We start from the raw sequence: 14,356 nt of genomic DNA, 5'->3' as shown, positions 1-14,356 counted from the left end.
ACAATCGAAAGAATTGCAAAATTGTGTTAACATTGCGTAAAATACAATCGATTGTTTATGATTTTGAGGCATTTTCACTACATTTGCAACCATTTTTAAAGATTTTATGAAAAACGCTATTCAAGTTGGCTTTTGGGAAAAATTAGCCCGAATCATACTTAAAAACAGAATTACAATTTTAGTTTTAGTTGCCGCCTTAACAATTTTCCTTGGTTACCAATGGAAAAACCTGTCTATGACGTACACTGAAGCTAACTTGCTTCCTAAAAATCATATCGCTAATAAGAACTATGAAAAATTCTTAGACAAATTTGGCGAAGAAGGGAATCTAGTTGTAATTGGTTTTCAAGATCCAAAATTTTTTACGCCAAAAAACTATGCCGCCTGGAATGAATTGATGACCGGTCTAAAAAACTCCAAAGAAGTTGATTTGGTTGTTTCTCTAAATGATTTAAAGAAACTTGAAAAAGATACGGTAAACGAAAAGTTTGTTCTTTCGCCTTTTATCGACCAAAAAAAGGCACTTGATCCTGAATATCTAAAAAAGATTCAATATGATTTATTTCACAATCTGCCTTTTTATGAAGGTTTATTGTTTAATAAAGAAAGCGGGAGTATCCGTTCGGCAATTTATATTAACAAAGCGCTTGTAAATACGCCGGAAAGAAAAGTATTTATTCTTGAAAATCTGGTTCCGAAAATCACAAAATTCGAAAAAACAACTGGAATTGATTTGAAGGTTTCAGGAATGCCATATATCAGAACAATTAATGCTGATGATATGAAAGGTGAAATTGGATTATTTATTGGCGCCGCTTTATTTACAGTTTCGCTGATCTTCTTTTTCTTTTTCCGTTCGTTCCGCGCCACATTTATTTCGATTTGTATTTTGATTGTTGGCGTTATCTGGTCATTTGGAACGTTGGGATTATTTCATTACAAAATCACGATTTTAACTGCTATTATTCCGCCACTAATTATCGTAATCGGAATCACGAATTGTATTTTCCTGATTAATAAATACCAGCAGGAAATCAAATTGCATAACAATCAGGCAAAAGCGTTACAACGCGTTATTTCCAAAATTGGAGTTTCGACTTTAATGACAAATTTAACCACTGCAATAGGTTTTGCAACCTTTATGATTACAGGAAATGATTTGCTTTTTGAATTTGGTTTGGTGACTTCTATCAACGTAATTTCTGTTTACTTATTGACACTTTTAATTGTGCCAATTGTCTACAGTTTTATGCCATTGCCAAAAGAAAAACATTTATATCATTTAACGAAAACTTACATTTCGACTTTATTAAATGTTGTGGAAGATTTAGTTAAAACAAAACGCAGATACGTTTATATTGTTTACGGATTGTTTTTGGTTTTCAGTGTAATTGGAGTTTCACAGATGAAAGTTTCAGGAAGTTTGATTGGCGAAATGCCAAAAAGCGCTTCTTTCTTTAAAGATATTTTGTTTTACGAAAAAGAATTCAACGGCGTTATGCCTTTGGAAATCATGATTGACACCAAAAAGAAAAAAGGTGTTATGAAGGCTTCAACAATTCGAAAAATGGATGAACTGCAAAATACAATTGAAGAAATGCCTGAATTGGCAAAACCAGTTTCGATTGTGAATTTGGTTAAATATTCTAAACAGGCTTTTTATAATGGAAATCCTGAATATTACCAATTGCCAACATCGCAAGAACAGACTTTTATTTTGGGTTATGCTAAAAACGCAACCAAAAACAGTAAAGAAAATTTAATGAAAGCTTATGTTGATTCAACTGGACAATATGCCCGAATCACTACTTTCATGAAAGATATTGGAACAGATGAAATGGCAAAAGTCGAGAAAAAATTAAACAACAAAATTGCTGAAATTTTCCCGAAAGATCGTTTTGAAGTTACCGTTACCGGAAAAGCGTTGGTTTTTCAAAAAGGAACATCGTATTTGGTTGACAACTTAATTGAATCATTAATTTTTGCTATTGCAGTTATCGCCATATTGATGCTGTATTTATTCCGCTCTTTCAAAATGGTAATGGCATCTGTAATTACAAATATTTTACCGCTTTGTATTACATCAGGATTAATGGGTTATTTCGGAATTCCGTTAAAACCTTCAACCATTTTAGTATTCAGTATTGCGTTTGGAATCTCGGTAGATAATGCGATTCAGTTTATGGCAAAATACAAACACGATTTAATTCAAAGCAACGGAAAAGTAAAAAAATCGGTTTTCAGTGCGTTGAGAGAAACGGGAATTAGTACTTTTTATACGTCAGTAGTTTTGATTTTAGGTTTTGCGACTTTCACATTATCAAGCTTTAGCGGAACTATTGCACTTGGCGGATTAATTTCTTGTACTTTGGCTTTTGCGATGTTTGCGAACTTAGTTGTGTTGCCTTCGCTGGTTTTGACTTTTGAGAAGAAAAAAACCAAGAAAGAGGAATTGGAAGGATTGGAGAAGTAAAACACTAATTTCACGAATTAGCACGGATTAAATATTACTAATCTTTGTCAAAGGTTTGCACCTTGACAAAGATTTAGACACATGCATAGTCTTTGCGAGGAACGAAGCAATCTCATTTGCTAAATCACTCAATACTTTTTTAGCGTGGTTACTTCGTTCCTCGCAATGACATTAAAGAGCATAATGGTTCTTTTGAAAACGAGTGCCCTAGCCCCGATCGAAGCGGCATCCTTTTTCTTGCTTCTTTAGCAAGGAAAAGATATAGCGGAGAGCGGGAAATAGCTTCAAAAATTAATTATTATCGTTTATATTTGCAATTCGATATAAAAACACTGATCTTATATTAATCTAAAATCAGAAATCTAAAATCAGAAATCTAAAATCTAAAATTAAAATGAAACACACAAAGGTTAAAGACTTATTAAACAGTACGACGACGCTACAGGAAGTGAATGCAAAAGGATGGGTGAGAACTTTTAGAAATAATCAGTTCATCGCGCTTAATGACGGTTCTACAATTAATAATATACAATGTGTTGTTGATTTTGAAAATACACCGGAAGAAACTTTAAAAAGAATCACGACTGGAGCTGCGGTTTCTGTAATTGGAACTTTGGTTGAAAGTAAAGGCGCAGGTCAGAAATACGAAATTCAGGTTTCAAAATTGGAAATTCTTGGAGATTCTGATGCAGAGAAATTCCCGATGCAACCTAAAAAACATTCTTTGGAGTTTTTACGTGAAAACGCTCACTTGCGTGTACGTACAAATGCTTTTGGTGCGATTATGCGTGTACGTTCGGTATTGTCATTTGCGGTTCATAAATATTTTCAGGAAAAAGGATTTGTGTATGTAAATACGCCAATCATCACTGGAGCTGATGCTGAAGGTGCGGGAGAAATGTTTCAGGTAACTTCATTGCCACTTGACAATCTTCCAAAAACAGAAGAAGGAAACATTGATTTCAAAAAAGATTTCTTCGGAAAACATACAAACTTAACGGTTTCTGGACAGTTAGAAGGCGAAACTTTCGCAATGGCTTTGGGTCAGATTTATACTTTTGGACCAACGTTTAGAGCAGAGAATTCAAACACTTCTCGTCACTTGGCAGAGTTTTGGATGATCGAGCCGGAAGTTGCTTTCAACGACCTTGACGACAACATGGATTTGGCTGAAGATTTTATTCAGTATGTAATTAAATATGCTTTAGACAATTGTCAGGATGATTTGAAATTCTTGGAAGGAAGACTTTTAGAAGAAGAAAAATCAAAACCTCAGGCGGAAAGAAGCGAAATGGCTTTGTTGGAGAAATTGAATTTCGTTTTGGAGAACAACTTCAAACGTGTTTCTTATACAGAAGCAATTGACATTTTGAGAGATTCAACTCCAAATAAAAAGAAGAAATTCCAATATATCATCAACGAATGGGGAGCTGATTTACAATCAGAACACGAGCGTTATTTGGTAGAGAAACACTTTAAATGTCCGGTAATTTTATTTGATTACCCAGCAAACATCAAAGCGTTTTACATGCGTTTGAACGACAACACTGAACCAGGAAGAGAAACGGTTCGTGCAATGGATATTCTTTTCCCTGGAATTGGAGAAATCGTTGGTGGTTCTGAAAGAGAAGAGCGTTACGATGTTTTGGTTGAAAAAATGAAAGCTCTGGAAATCGACGAAGAAGAGTTATACTGGTATTTGGATACAAGAAGATTTGGATCGGCAACTCACGCAGGTTTCGGTTTAGGATTTGAGCGCTTGGTATTGTTTGTTACTGGAATGACAAACATCAGAGACGTAATTCCTTTCCCAAGAACTCCTGGAAGTGCGGAATTTTAATCTAAGGTTCTGAGGTACTAAGGTACTAAGGTACTAAGGTGCTAAGATTCTAAGTTTTTAAAATATAAATAAAAATAATTCAACCGCGAATTTTATTCGCCAATATAAGATACTCAGGACCTTAGTACCTTAGTATCTTAGCAACTTTTTTTATGCTAAAGCAATTTTTAAATTTAAAATTATCACAAAAATTATCTCCACAGCAAATTCAGCTGATGAAGTTAATTCAATTGCCTACGCAAGCTTTTGAGCAACGTTTATTAGAAGAAATGAACGAAAATCCGGCTTTGGAAGCTGGTAAAGAAGACGAATACGAAGCGGATGAATTCGCCAATGAAGACTACGACGATTATGATGATGCAGAATCAGACAGAATTGAAGCAGATGACATTAATATAGACGAATATCTAAGCGACGACGACACGCCTGATTACAAAACTCAGGTTAATAATTATAGTGATGATGAAGAGCGCGAAACGCCATTTGCTTCGCCAATTAGTTTTCATCAGGATTTAATCAATCAGCTGAATACTTTTATTTTAAATGATGAAGAACGCGAAATTGCCGAATTCCTTGTTGGAAGTATTGACGACATGGGTTACATCCGCAGAAGCGTTTCAGATATTGTAGACGATATGGCTTTTACTCAGGGAATTTATACTGATGAAGCAATGGTCGAAAAAATGCTGACTGTTATTCATGAACTTGAACCTTCGGGAGTTGGCGCGCGTGATTTGCAGGAATGTTTATTGTTGCAATTGAAACATAAAACGCCAACCGAATATGTTGATTTAGCGATTGACATTATCGAAAACCAGTTTGACGCTTTTACGAAGAAACATTACGACAAATTATTACAAAAATACAGTGTTTCGAATGAACAGCTTAAAAAAGCGATTCATGAAATTGAAAGACTAAACCCAAAACCGGGTGGTTCTTTTACCGGAAATAACAAAGTGACCGAAAATGTTGTCCCAGATTTCGCAATCAGAATTGTGGACGGCGAATTAGAACTTACTTTAAACGGCCGAAATGCTCCGTCGTTGCACGTTTCTAAAGATTATCAGGAAATGATGCAGACTTATAAAGATTCTCGTGATAAATCGACAGCACAGAAAGACGCGGTTCAGTTTATTAAACAAAAACTGGATTCGGCTAAATGGTTTATCGATGCGATCAGACAACGTCAGGAAACACTTTTTGTAACGATGAATGCGATTATGCATTATCAGGAAGAATTTTTCTTGGATGGCGACGAAACCAAGCTAAAACCCATGATCTTAAAAGACATTGCCGATATGGTTGGTTTAGATATTTCTACAATTTCACGTGTTGCCAACAGTAAATATGTAGAAACGCCATACGGAACAAAACTGATTAAAGAGTTTTTCTCTGAAGCGATGAAAAATGATCAGGGAGAAGATGTTTCGACTTTGGAAATCAAAAAGATTCTTAAGAATACAATTGAAGAAGAAGATAAAAAGAAACCGCTTCCAGACGATCAATTGGCAGAAATCTTGAAAGAAAAAGGTTATCCGATCGCGAGAAGAACGATTGCAAAATACCGTGAACAATTAGATATTCCGGTTGCAAGAATGAGAAAGAAGATTTAGGTTTCTGAAAATTTAAATATAATTACCGTAATCTATATTAAACTGGACTGAAGTCCAGCCCTACAATATAATTCGAGCCGAAGGCTCTTCTTTAGTTCCGGAGGAACATTTTATGTTGTAGAGCTGGACTTCAGTCCAGTTTACCAAGCAATATCATTTTCATACAAAAACAAAACCCGACAATTTTTTGAATCTGTCGGGTTTGTTATTTACAAGAATTTGTATAATTATTTATATCATTCGGAAGATTTTAAAAATCAATTTCACTAAATGAACTGGACTGAAGTCCAGCTCTACAATATAATTCGAGCCGAAGGCTCTTCTTTAGTTCCGGAGGAACATTTTATGTTGTAGAGCTGGACTTCAGTCCAGTTTACCAAGCAATATCATTTTCATACAAAAACAAAACCCGACAATTTTTTGAATTTGTCGGGTTTGTTATTTACAAGAATTTGTATAATTATTTATATCATTCGGAAGATTTTAAAAATCAATTTCACTAAATAAATTGGACTGAAGTCCAGCCCTACAATATAATTCGAGCCGAAGGCTCTTCTTTAGTTCCCGAGGAACATTTTATGTTGTAGAGCTGGACTTCAGTCCAGTTTATACACGATATATGGAAAAAATAACAAACCCGACAGATTCAAAATCTGTCGGGTTTTATTTTATATCTAAATCTCTAAATTATTTATATTGATCCGGTAATATTTTCACATCAAACAAAAAAGCTTTCTTTTTGTCTTTGTAACTGTAAATCAAAGTATAATCATTATCCCTAAAAACCTGAAGCCCTGGATTTGCTTTAGCAGTGCTTATCAAACTTTTTTCTATTTCGGCCTGTATTACATCAATCTCTGCGGTTTCTTTTTCCACATTCATTAATGTTAAATTATATTGAACATCTTTTTCATCAGTTACATTTGGCAAACTGACACTATCTAATCGAATACCCTCCTGAATTTTCAATGGACAATTTTTATTGTATTTTGCAACCAATTCTGTTATTTCAACTTTTACTTCTCCTTTGTTTTCAGAAAGAAAAAACTGAAAATACACCGCTAAAACTACAGCAATTCCAATAACAGCTAATAATAATATATTTTGTTTTCTTTTAGTTTTCTTGTCCTGCATTGTGTTACGGCTTAAATGGAATTAAAATCTATTTCTCCTGATTCTTTTTCATTGCATTATAATAGGCAGCGCGACTTAATGGCTCATATTCTTCAGTTTCTCCAAGCATCACTAATTTATCGTTATCGGTTTTACGAAAACTATAATTAGCAAGATTTCCGGTTCTGGTACAAACGGCGTGAACTTTGGTAACATATTCTGCCGTCGCCATAAGTCCTGGCATTGGCCCGAAAGGATTTCCTTTAAAATCCATATCAAGACCGGCAACAATTACACGAATTCCCTGATTAGCAAGATCATTACAAACCGTAATAATTTCATCATCAAAAAACTGAGCTTCATCAATTCCTATAACGTCACAGCCTTGCGCCAGAATCGCAATATTAGCTGCAGCTGGAACTGGCGTTGAACGAATTTCATTGGCATCGTGAGATACCACCATTTCGTCATGATAACGGGTATCAATAGCGGGTTTAAAGATTTCGACTCTTTGTTTGGCAAATTGGGCGCGTTTTAATCTGCGGATTAACTCCTCGGTCTTACCCGAAAACATTGATCCACAAATAACTTCAATCCAACCAAATTGTTCTTTGTGATTTACTGTATTTTCGAGAAACATTTTGTATTTTTCTACCTTTAAAAATGAATAGTTTTTATTACTTTGTACTGGTAATAAATTGACGCAAAAAATCGCTGTTTTACGTTTTTTCAAAAGTAGAAAATTTTTATCAAATCGGAGATTGGTAAATGCTTATTAACAGAAATAATAAAGATATCGTGTTGATTTCCTTCCGTACAAAAGACATTCAATTACAAAATATATTAAAATACCCCTATTCACTATAATTTCAACAGCTATGAAAAAAAAATTGGAAGCCGATTTAATCAGCATTGCACATCGAATTTTAAAACTTAAAAACAAATCCGATATCAATCAATTGTATCTTGAAACGCAGAAATTATATGAGAAATTAGCGATTTTAAAATTTGTCGATGAAAATTTCGACGAAGCAAAACCAACAATCAGTCACAGCGAAATTAATTCTCAAATCGAAACTATTTTCGAAAAAGAAGAAGAAGCTCCAGCAGAAGTAAAAGTTGAACCTTCCGTTGCAGTTGCAGAAACTCCAATTGAAGAAACTCCAGAACCAGCAATTGTTGAAGAAATAATTGCCGAAATTCCAGAAGAGACAACACCGGAACCAATCGAAGAAGAAGTTCAGGAATCAATTGAAGAACCTATTATTGAAAAATTGGAAGAAACTGAAGCGGTCAAAGAAACTGAACCTGCTGAAATTGTTAAAGATCCAATTATTCAAAAAATCGAAGAAGCTGTTTCTGAAGCTAAAAAAACAATTGAGGCAAATAGAGATCTTTCGTTTAAAACAATCAGCGATTTAAATCCAATTCCTGATTTTAAGCCCGCTTTTGAATTAGAGCAACCAGCTGAAAAAGAAGAACCGAAAATTGAAAATTCATCAAAGTCTACTCCAATTCCGATTGCATTTGAAGATTTCGGAATCAATTATGCCGATGCGCAATTTGTTAAAGTAGACAGTTTTGAAGCCGTTTCTCCAACTCCGACTCCAACATTTGAATTTGAGAAGAAAGTTGAAACAGCCGTTTTAGAAACTCCAGCGGAACCAAAAGCCGTTACTTTGAATGAAAAACTGGCAAAAGGTTTCCACGTTGATTTGAATGACAGAATAGCATTCACTAAAAATCTTTTTGGAAACAGCACTGAAGATTATAGCCGTGTTTTAAATCAATTACTGACTTTTGACACGTATGGCGAAGCACAGGAATTTATCGAAAACATGGTAAAACCAGATTATAATAATTGGGAAGGAAAAGATGATTACGCAGAGCGTTTTCTTGGAATTATTGAGAAGAAATTTTCATAAACACGAATTTCACAGATTTACACTAATTTATATTCGTGAAATTTAGCACTTTAATTATTCGTGTTAATTTTTGCAATCTGTGTTAAATATTAAACTAAATTATGTCAAAATTATATATCGTTCCAACGCCAATTGGCAATCTTGAAGACATGACTTTCAGAGCCATTCGGGTTTTGAAAGAAGTCGATTTGATTTTGGCTGAAGACACTCGAACAAGCGGTAAATTGTTGAAGCATTTTGAAATTGGCACGCACATGCACAGCCATCATATGCACAATGAACATAAGACAACCGAAAACTTAATTGCGCGTTTGAAAGCCGGCGAAACCATCGCTTTAATCTCAGATGCAGGAACTCCGGCGATTTCGGATCCAGGATTTTTATTGACGCGTGCTTGTGTCGAAAATAAAATTGAAGTAGAATGTCTTCCAGGTGCAACTGCTTTTGTTCCCGCGCTTGTAAACAGCGGACTACCAAATGATAAATTTGTTTTTGAAGGTTTTCTGCCTGATAAAAAAGGGCGTCAAACTCGATTTTTGGCTTTAGCCGAAGAAACCCGAACAATGATTTTATACGTTTCTCCGCATAAACTCGTTAAGACTTTAGCAGAGTTTATTCAGTATTTTGGAGAAGACAGACAGGTTTGCGTTTCGCGTGAATTATCAAAAATGCACGAAGAAAATGTACGCGGAACCGCAAAAGAAGTTTTAGCACACTTTGAAAAAACCGCACCACGAGGCGAAATCGTCGTTGTTGTTGCTGGAAAAACAATAGAAAAAGAAGCTAAGAAAAGTAAGTATTCTAAGGATGATGATGAAGAATAATTTTCGCCACGAATTCACAAATTAAATAAATTAAAAAAATGTTTGCCACGAATTTCACCAATTATCACGAATTTAAATTAGTGGAAATTCGTGAAATTCGTGGCAAAAAAATACCAACATTATGAGCATTCAAGCCTTTTTAGAAAAAGTAAAACAAACTCCAAACGAAATAACATTCCCTGAAACTATCGCAGTAATCGAGGAAAACTACAATTTTACTCCAACCGCTTTTCAAAACGGAACACAGCATAACGCTGCCGGAGAAAATTCTGGTTCTTGTAAATTATTTTCTTTCGCAAAATTGCAAAACTTAAGTAAAGAAGGAACTTTAGCTTGTTTTGGTGCCTTTTATTTCGAAGAAGTTTTAGGAGATCCAAACGGAACAAATCACCAAAATATTAGAAATTTCATCAACTTAGGCTGGGACGGAATCCAGTTTGAAGGAAATGCATTAGAAGCAAAATAAAATATTTCTAATTATCCATCTGTCAGGCTGAGCGGAGTCGAAGCCCTTTTATACTAAATAAGAATCTCGACTCCGCTCGATTTGACAAACAATATTGTTGATTTCAGAAATCTAAAATCAACACTCTAAAATCTAAAATCAACCATGCGTTGGACATTAAAACCAAAACCTTCTGAAGATAAAATCAAACATTTGGCGCATGCCTTGAATGTAGAAGATTTTGTAGCAACCCTTTTGATTCAGCGTGGCATTGAAACTTTTGAAGATGCCAAAAATTTCTTTCGTCCTTCATTAGAACATCTTCACGATCCCTATTTGATGAAGGATATGGAAAAAGCCGTTTCCCGAATCGAATTGGCTATTGAAAATCAGGAAAACATTTTGGTTTTTGGCGATTATGATGTTGACGGAACAACGGCAGTTTCGTTGGTTTCATCATATTTGAAATCACATTATCCAAACATTGCCACTTATATTCCGGATCGTTACGACGAAGGTTACGGAATTTCCTTTAAAGGAATTGACTTCGCCGACGATAACGGTTTCTCCTTAATTATTGCATTGGACTGTGGAATAAAATCCATTGATCATATCGCCTACGCGAAAGAAAAAAATATCGATTTTATTATTTGCGATCACCACCGCCCTGGAGAATTTCTTCCAGATGCCGTTGCGATTCTCGACCCAAAAAGAGAAGACTGCTCTTATCCTTATGATGAATTATGCGGTTGTGGTGTTGGTTTTAAATTGATTCAGGCTTTAGGTCAAAATCGAAATGAAACTATTGAAGATTTAGTTCCGTATCTTGATTTAGTCGCCACTGCAATTGCGGCCGATATTGTTCCGATAACAGGAGAAAACCGGGTTTTAGCTTATTTCGGATTACAGGTAATTAATAGCGAACCAAGACCAGGAATCAAAGCACTTGTTCATCAGGTAAAAAAGAAAGTTTTAGACATTACTGATGTTGTTTTTATTATTTCGCCGAGAATAAATGCTGCAGGAAGAATCAAACACGGAAATCATGCAGTTGAATTACTGACCGAATTTGATTTTGATCAAGCGCAGCAATTCGCCTCAGAAATTGAACAATACAATGCTGATCGAAAAGATTTAGATAAAAAAATTACTAAAGAAGCGTTTCAGCAAATTTTAGAAAATCAGGAAGAAGAACGTTTTTCAACCGTTGTTTTTCAGGAAGACTGGCACAAAGGCGTTATCGGAATTGTAGCTTCGCGATTAATTGAAACGTATTATCGCCCTACTTTGGTTTTTACAAAAAGCGGCGACAAATATGCTGCTTCTGCAAGATCTGTAAAAGGATTTGATGTTTATAACGCACTCGATGCCTGCGCAGAATATTTGGAACAATTTGGAGGGCATATGTACGCTGCCGGAATGACTCTGAAAGCCGAAAATTATCAGACTTTTAAAGACGCTTTTGAAAAACAGGTTTCAGCAACGATTCAACCAGAAATGAGAACTCCTGAAATCGAAATTGATGCCGAAATCAATTTCACAGATATTACACCAAAACTCATTCGAATTTTAAAACAATTTGAGCCTTTTGGACCTCAGAACATGACGCCTGTTTTTATGACTTCGGATGTAAAAGATACCGGTTATGCAAAAACTTTAGGCTCTGAAGACGAACACGTAAGACTTTTTGCCAAACAAATTAATTCAGACGGAATCGCCGCAATTGGTTTTGGACTCGGAAAAAAAATAGATTTAACAAAAAATCAAAATACATTTCAGCTTGCTTACTCAATAGCTGAGAATGAATGGAACGGAAACATTTCAACACAGCTTATGCTGAAAGATATCAGAACAAATGAAAGATAAACCAAACAAGCCAGATCCGTATCAGGCACTTCGCTATAGAGAATTCAACGTGTTTTTATTACTGCGTTTCTGCATGGTTTTTGCTTGGGCAATGCAGTTTATCGTAATCGAATGGCAAGTTTACAGTTTAACTAAAAACCCGCTTTCGCTAGGAATTATTGGTTTAATGGAAGTTATTCCAGCAATTTGTATGGCATTATTTGCTGGACATATTGTTGACCAAAAAGAAAAGAAAGGATTATTGGTAAAATGTATTCTGGGATTTTCGGTAATCAGCTTCGGATTGTTTTTAGTGACTTGGCCAAAAGTTGTCGGTGATTTATCTCCGACCGTTATTTTATATTCAATTTATACTTTAGTCTTTTTGGGCGGATTAGTTAGAGCCTTTCTTGGCCCAACTATTTTCTCACTTCTATCACTGATTATTCCTAAAAAAGCGTATCCAAATGCTGCAACCTGGAGTAGCTCAGTTTGGCAAATCGGAGCCGTAATGGGACCGGCTGTGGCTGGATTCTCAATTAACTGGATTGGCGTTCACTGGTCAATGTGCCTGGTTTTTGGATTCTCTCTTCTTTCGTTAATTGCCTTATCACAAATCAGTACAAAACCAATCGTAAATCCGAAGATTGGAGAATCGATAAAAGACAGTCTGACAGAAGGTTTAACTTTTGTATTTAAAAACCAAATCGTTTTAGGTGCCTTATCTCTTGACATGATTGCTGTACTTTTTGGAGGTGCAGTGGCGTTATTACCAATTTTCGCTCAAGACATTTTAAAAGTTGGTTCTGAAGGATTTGGAATATTAAGAGCGGCTCCTGCCGTTGGTTCTTTTATTACAATGCTCGTTTCTGCTTATGTACCATTATATAAAAATGCAGGAAAGAAGCTTTTAGTTGCCATATTTGTTTTCGGATTATCGATCATCTTATTTGGAATATCTACCTATTTCTGGCTTTCTGTTTTTGCTTTATTTTTGAGCGGACTTGCCGACGGAATTTCGGTAGTAATTCGCCAAACGATTTTACAGCTTAAAACTCCCGATCATATGCGTGGACGTGTTGGAGCAGTAAATTCAATTTTCGTTGGATCGTCTAATGAATTAGGTGCTTTTGAAAGTGGAGCCACTGCAAAATTAATGGGCACTGTAACGTCTGTTGTTTTTGGAGGAAGTATTACGCTTTTAACCGTTTTAGGCTTTGGTTTTATATCTCCTACTTTTAGAAATTTAGATCTTAAAAAAGATATGGAAGAGCATCATAATCAGGAATAATGAAACAATTATTACTGATCGTCGCTTTGATTACATCCATTTTCCTAAATGGACAAAATCTTTATATCAAAACCTATGGAAACGAGAATAATAAAGCTATAATTTTCATTCACGGAGGCCCAAGTGGCAACGCAACTTTATTTGAAGGAACAACAGCTCAAAATCTCGCTAACTTAGGCTTTTTTGTAATTGCATATGACCGAAGAGGCGAAGGAAGATCTTCAGATTCCAACGCAAAATTCACTTATGAAGAAGCTTTTCAGGATCTAAATTCTATTTATGTAAAATACCACTTGAAAAAAGCAGTTTTACTTAGTCATAGTTTTGGAGGCTTGGTTGCGACGCTTTATGCAAATAAATATCCGAAAAATGTGAGTGCCTTAATTTTAGCCGGAGCATTATTTTCTCAGCAGGAAACTTATGATCATATTTTAAATACGCAGAAGACTAAATACAGTAATGATTCTGAACAATTAAAGAAAATAAATACCGTAGAAAATCTAAATAAAAATTCTGCCGAATACAGAAAAGGATGTTTTGATCTTGCAAGTGAAAAGGGATTCTTTAAAATGCCAAATCCAACTCCTGATTCTAAAAAATTATATGCCGATTATGAAGCAAGTGAATTTTTCAAAACCAATATTAGGAACAAAAATGCGCCATTACTTTTTTATCAAAATGAAAAGCAAAACAACATAGACAGCAGACCTTTCTTAAAAAAAATTAAAGCTTCGGGAGTTCCAATTTTTGCCATTTATGGAAAAGAAGATGGCATTTTTTCATTGGCACAAATTACTTCAATTAAAAATTTAGTTGGTAAAAATCACTTCGCATTTCTCGACAATTGTTCGCATTATTTATTTGTAGACCAACAGAAAGAATTTCTTTCCAACTTAAAATATTGGCTGAACTAATTTTATTAAATCGCATTAAAAAATATCAGTTTATTAAAAAGCGAACTTCTAAAAAACAAGCACAAACAATTAA

General features: G+C 34.9%; 11 protein-coding genes. 9 read left to right on the top strand and 2 right to left on the bottom strand.

What is annotated here, in order from left to right; all coding sequences use genetic code 11:
• Positions 1 to 106 precede the first annotated feature (106 nt).
• From EV145_RS16100 to rpoN, 3 genes are all read left to right on the top strand, one after another.
• On the top strand, positions 107 to 2,473 hold the full coding sequence (locus EV145_RS16100) for an efflux RND transporter permease subunit (RefSeq protein ID WP_133526222.1): 2,367 nt from the start codon (positions 107 to 109) through the stop codon (positions 2,471 to 2,473).
• 394 nt (positions 2,474 to 2,867) lie between these two features.
• Entirely contained in the window at positions 2,868 to 4,313 is a 1,446-nt protein-coding gene (asnS, locus tag EV145_RS16095) for an asparagine--tRNA ligase (RefSeq protein WP_133526221.1), read from the top strand.
• A 152-nt stretch (positions 4,314 to 4,465) separates the two neighbouring features.
• Complete coding sequence (rpoN, locus tag EV145_RS16090) at positions 4,466 to 5,926, top strand: RNA polymerase factor sigma-54 (protein WP_133526220.1); 1,461 nt, start codon at positions 4,466 to 4,468, stop codon at positions 5,924 to 5,926.
• A 687-nt stretch (positions 5,927 to 6,613) separates the two neighbouring features.
• Here rpoN and EV145_RS16085 read toward each other — a convergent pair.
• Positions 6,614 to 7,060 carry a hypothetical protein gene (locus tag EV145_RS16085; RefSeq protein ID WP_133526219.1) on the bottom strand — a complete coding sequence of 149 codons (447 nt, stop codon included), beginning with the start codon at positions 7,058 to 7,060 and terminating at the stop codon, positions 6,614 to 6,616.
• 28 nt (positions 7,061 to 7,088) lie between these two features.
• A complete protein-coding gene (locus tag EV145_RS16080; RefSeq protein ID WP_133526283.1) occupies positions 7,089 to 7,679 on the bottom strand; it encodes a thymidine kinase in 591 nt (196 codons plus the stop codon).
• Between the two features lie 238 nt (positions 7,680 to 7,917).
• Between EV145_RS16080 and EV145_RS16075 the strand changes: the two genes are divergently transcribed.
• The 6 genes from EV145_RS16075 (at position 7,918) to EV145_RS16050 (ending at position 14,283) form a co-directional block, all read left to right on the top strand.
• Complete coding sequence (locus EV145_RS16075) at positions 7,918 to 8,964, top strand: hypothetical protein (protein ID WP_133526218.1); 1,047 nt, start codon at positions 7,918 to 7,920, stop codon at positions 8,962 to 8,964.
• A gap of 101 nt (positions 8,965 to 9,065) precedes the next feature.
• Positions 9,066 to 9,788, top strand: a complete 723-nt coding sequence (rsmI, locus tag EV145_RS16070) for a 16S rRNA (cytidine(1402)-2'-O)-methyltransferase (RefSeq protein WP_133526217.1) — start codon at positions 9,066 to 9,068, stop codon at positions 9,786 to 9,788.
• A 121-nt stretch (positions 9,789 to 9,909) separates the two neighbouring features.
• The gene (locus EV145_RS16065; protein ID WP_133526216.1) at positions 9,910 to 10,254 is read left to right on the top strand and encodes a HopJ type III effector protein; all 345 of its coding nucleotides are present in this window, start codon (positions 9,910 to 9,912) and stop codon (positions 10,252 to 10,254) included.
• A gap of 144 nt (positions 10,255 to 10,398) precedes the next feature.
• Positions 10,399 to 12,099 carry a single-stranded-DNA-specific exonuclease RecJ gene (gene recJ / locus EV145_RS16060; protein ID WP_133526215.1) on the top strand — a complete coding sequence of 567 codons (1,701 nt, stop codon included), beginning with the start codon at positions 10,399 to 10,401 and terminating at the stop codon, positions 12,097 to 12,099.
• Positions 12,089 to 13,369, top strand: coding sequence for an MFS transporter (locus EV145_RS16055; protein WP_133526214.1), 1,281 nt, complete (start codon positions 12,089 to 12,091; stop codon positions 13,367 to 13,369). The genes recJ and EV145_RS16055 overlap by 11 nt, the downstream gene beginning before the upstream one ends.
• The gene (locus EV145_RS16050) at positions 13,369 to 14,283 is read left to right on the top strand and encodes an alpha/beta fold hydrolase (protein ID WP_133526213.1); all 915 of its coding nucleotides are present in this window, start codon (positions 13,369 to 13,371) and stop codon (positions 14,281 to 14,283) included. Before EV145_RS16055 ends, EV145_RS16050 begins: the two co-directional genes overlap by 1 nt.
• Positions 14,284 to 14,356: the final 73 nt, after the last annotated feature.

Source organism: Flavobacterium sp. 245 (assembly GCF_004362055.1).
Lineage (GTDB): Bacteria > Bacteroidota > Bacteroidia > Flavobacteriales > Flavobacteriaceae > Flavobacterium.
This window is presented reverse-complemented; position numbering and strand designations above follow the sequence as displayed.

Excerpts from the sequence above, each read along its gene's own strand:
- EV145_RS16100 (WP_133526222.1), top strand. The coding sequence starts at position 107 with ATGAAAAACGCTATTCAAGTTGGCTTTTGGGAAAAATTAGCCCGAATC.
- asnS (WP_133526221.1), top strand. The coding sequence starts at position 2,868 with ATGAAACACACAAAGGTTAAAGACTTATTAAACAGTACGACGACGCTA.
- rpoN (WP_133526220.1), top strand. The coding sequence starts at position 4,466 with ATGCTAAAGCAATTTTTAAATTTAAAATTATCACAAAAATTATCTCCA.
- EV145_RS16085 (WP_133526219.1), bottom strand. The coding sequence starts at position 7,060 with ATGCAGGACAAGAAAACTAAAAGAAAACAAAATATATTATTATTAGCT.
- EV145_RS16080 (WP_133526283.1), bottom strand. The coding sequence starts at position 7,679 with ATGTTTCTCGAAAATACAGTAAATCACAAAGAACAATTTGGTTGGATT.
- EV145_RS16075 (WP_133526218.1), top strand. The coding sequence starts at position 7,918 with ATGAAAAAAAAATTGGAAGCCGATTTAATCAGCATTGCACATCGAATT.
- rsmI (WP_133526217.1), top strand. The coding sequence starts at position 9,066 with ATGTCAAAATTATATATCGTTCCAACGCCAATTGGCAATCTTGAAGAC.
- EV145_RS16065 (WP_133526216.1), top strand. The coding sequence starts at position 9,910 with ATGAGCATTCAAGCCTTTTTAGAAAAAGTAAAACAAACTCCAAACGAA.
- recJ (WP_133526215.1), top strand. The coding sequence starts at position 10,399 with ATGCGTTGGACATTAAAACCAAAACCTTCTGAAGATAAAATCAAACAT.
- EV145_RS16055 (WP_133526214.1), top strand. The coding sequence starts at position 12,089 with ATGAAAGATAAACCAAACAAGCCAGATCCGTATCAGGCACTTCGCTAT.
- EV145_RS16050 (WP_133526213.1), top strand. The coding sequence starts at position 13,369 with ATGAAACAATTATTACTGATCGTCGCTTTGATTACATCCATTTTCCTA.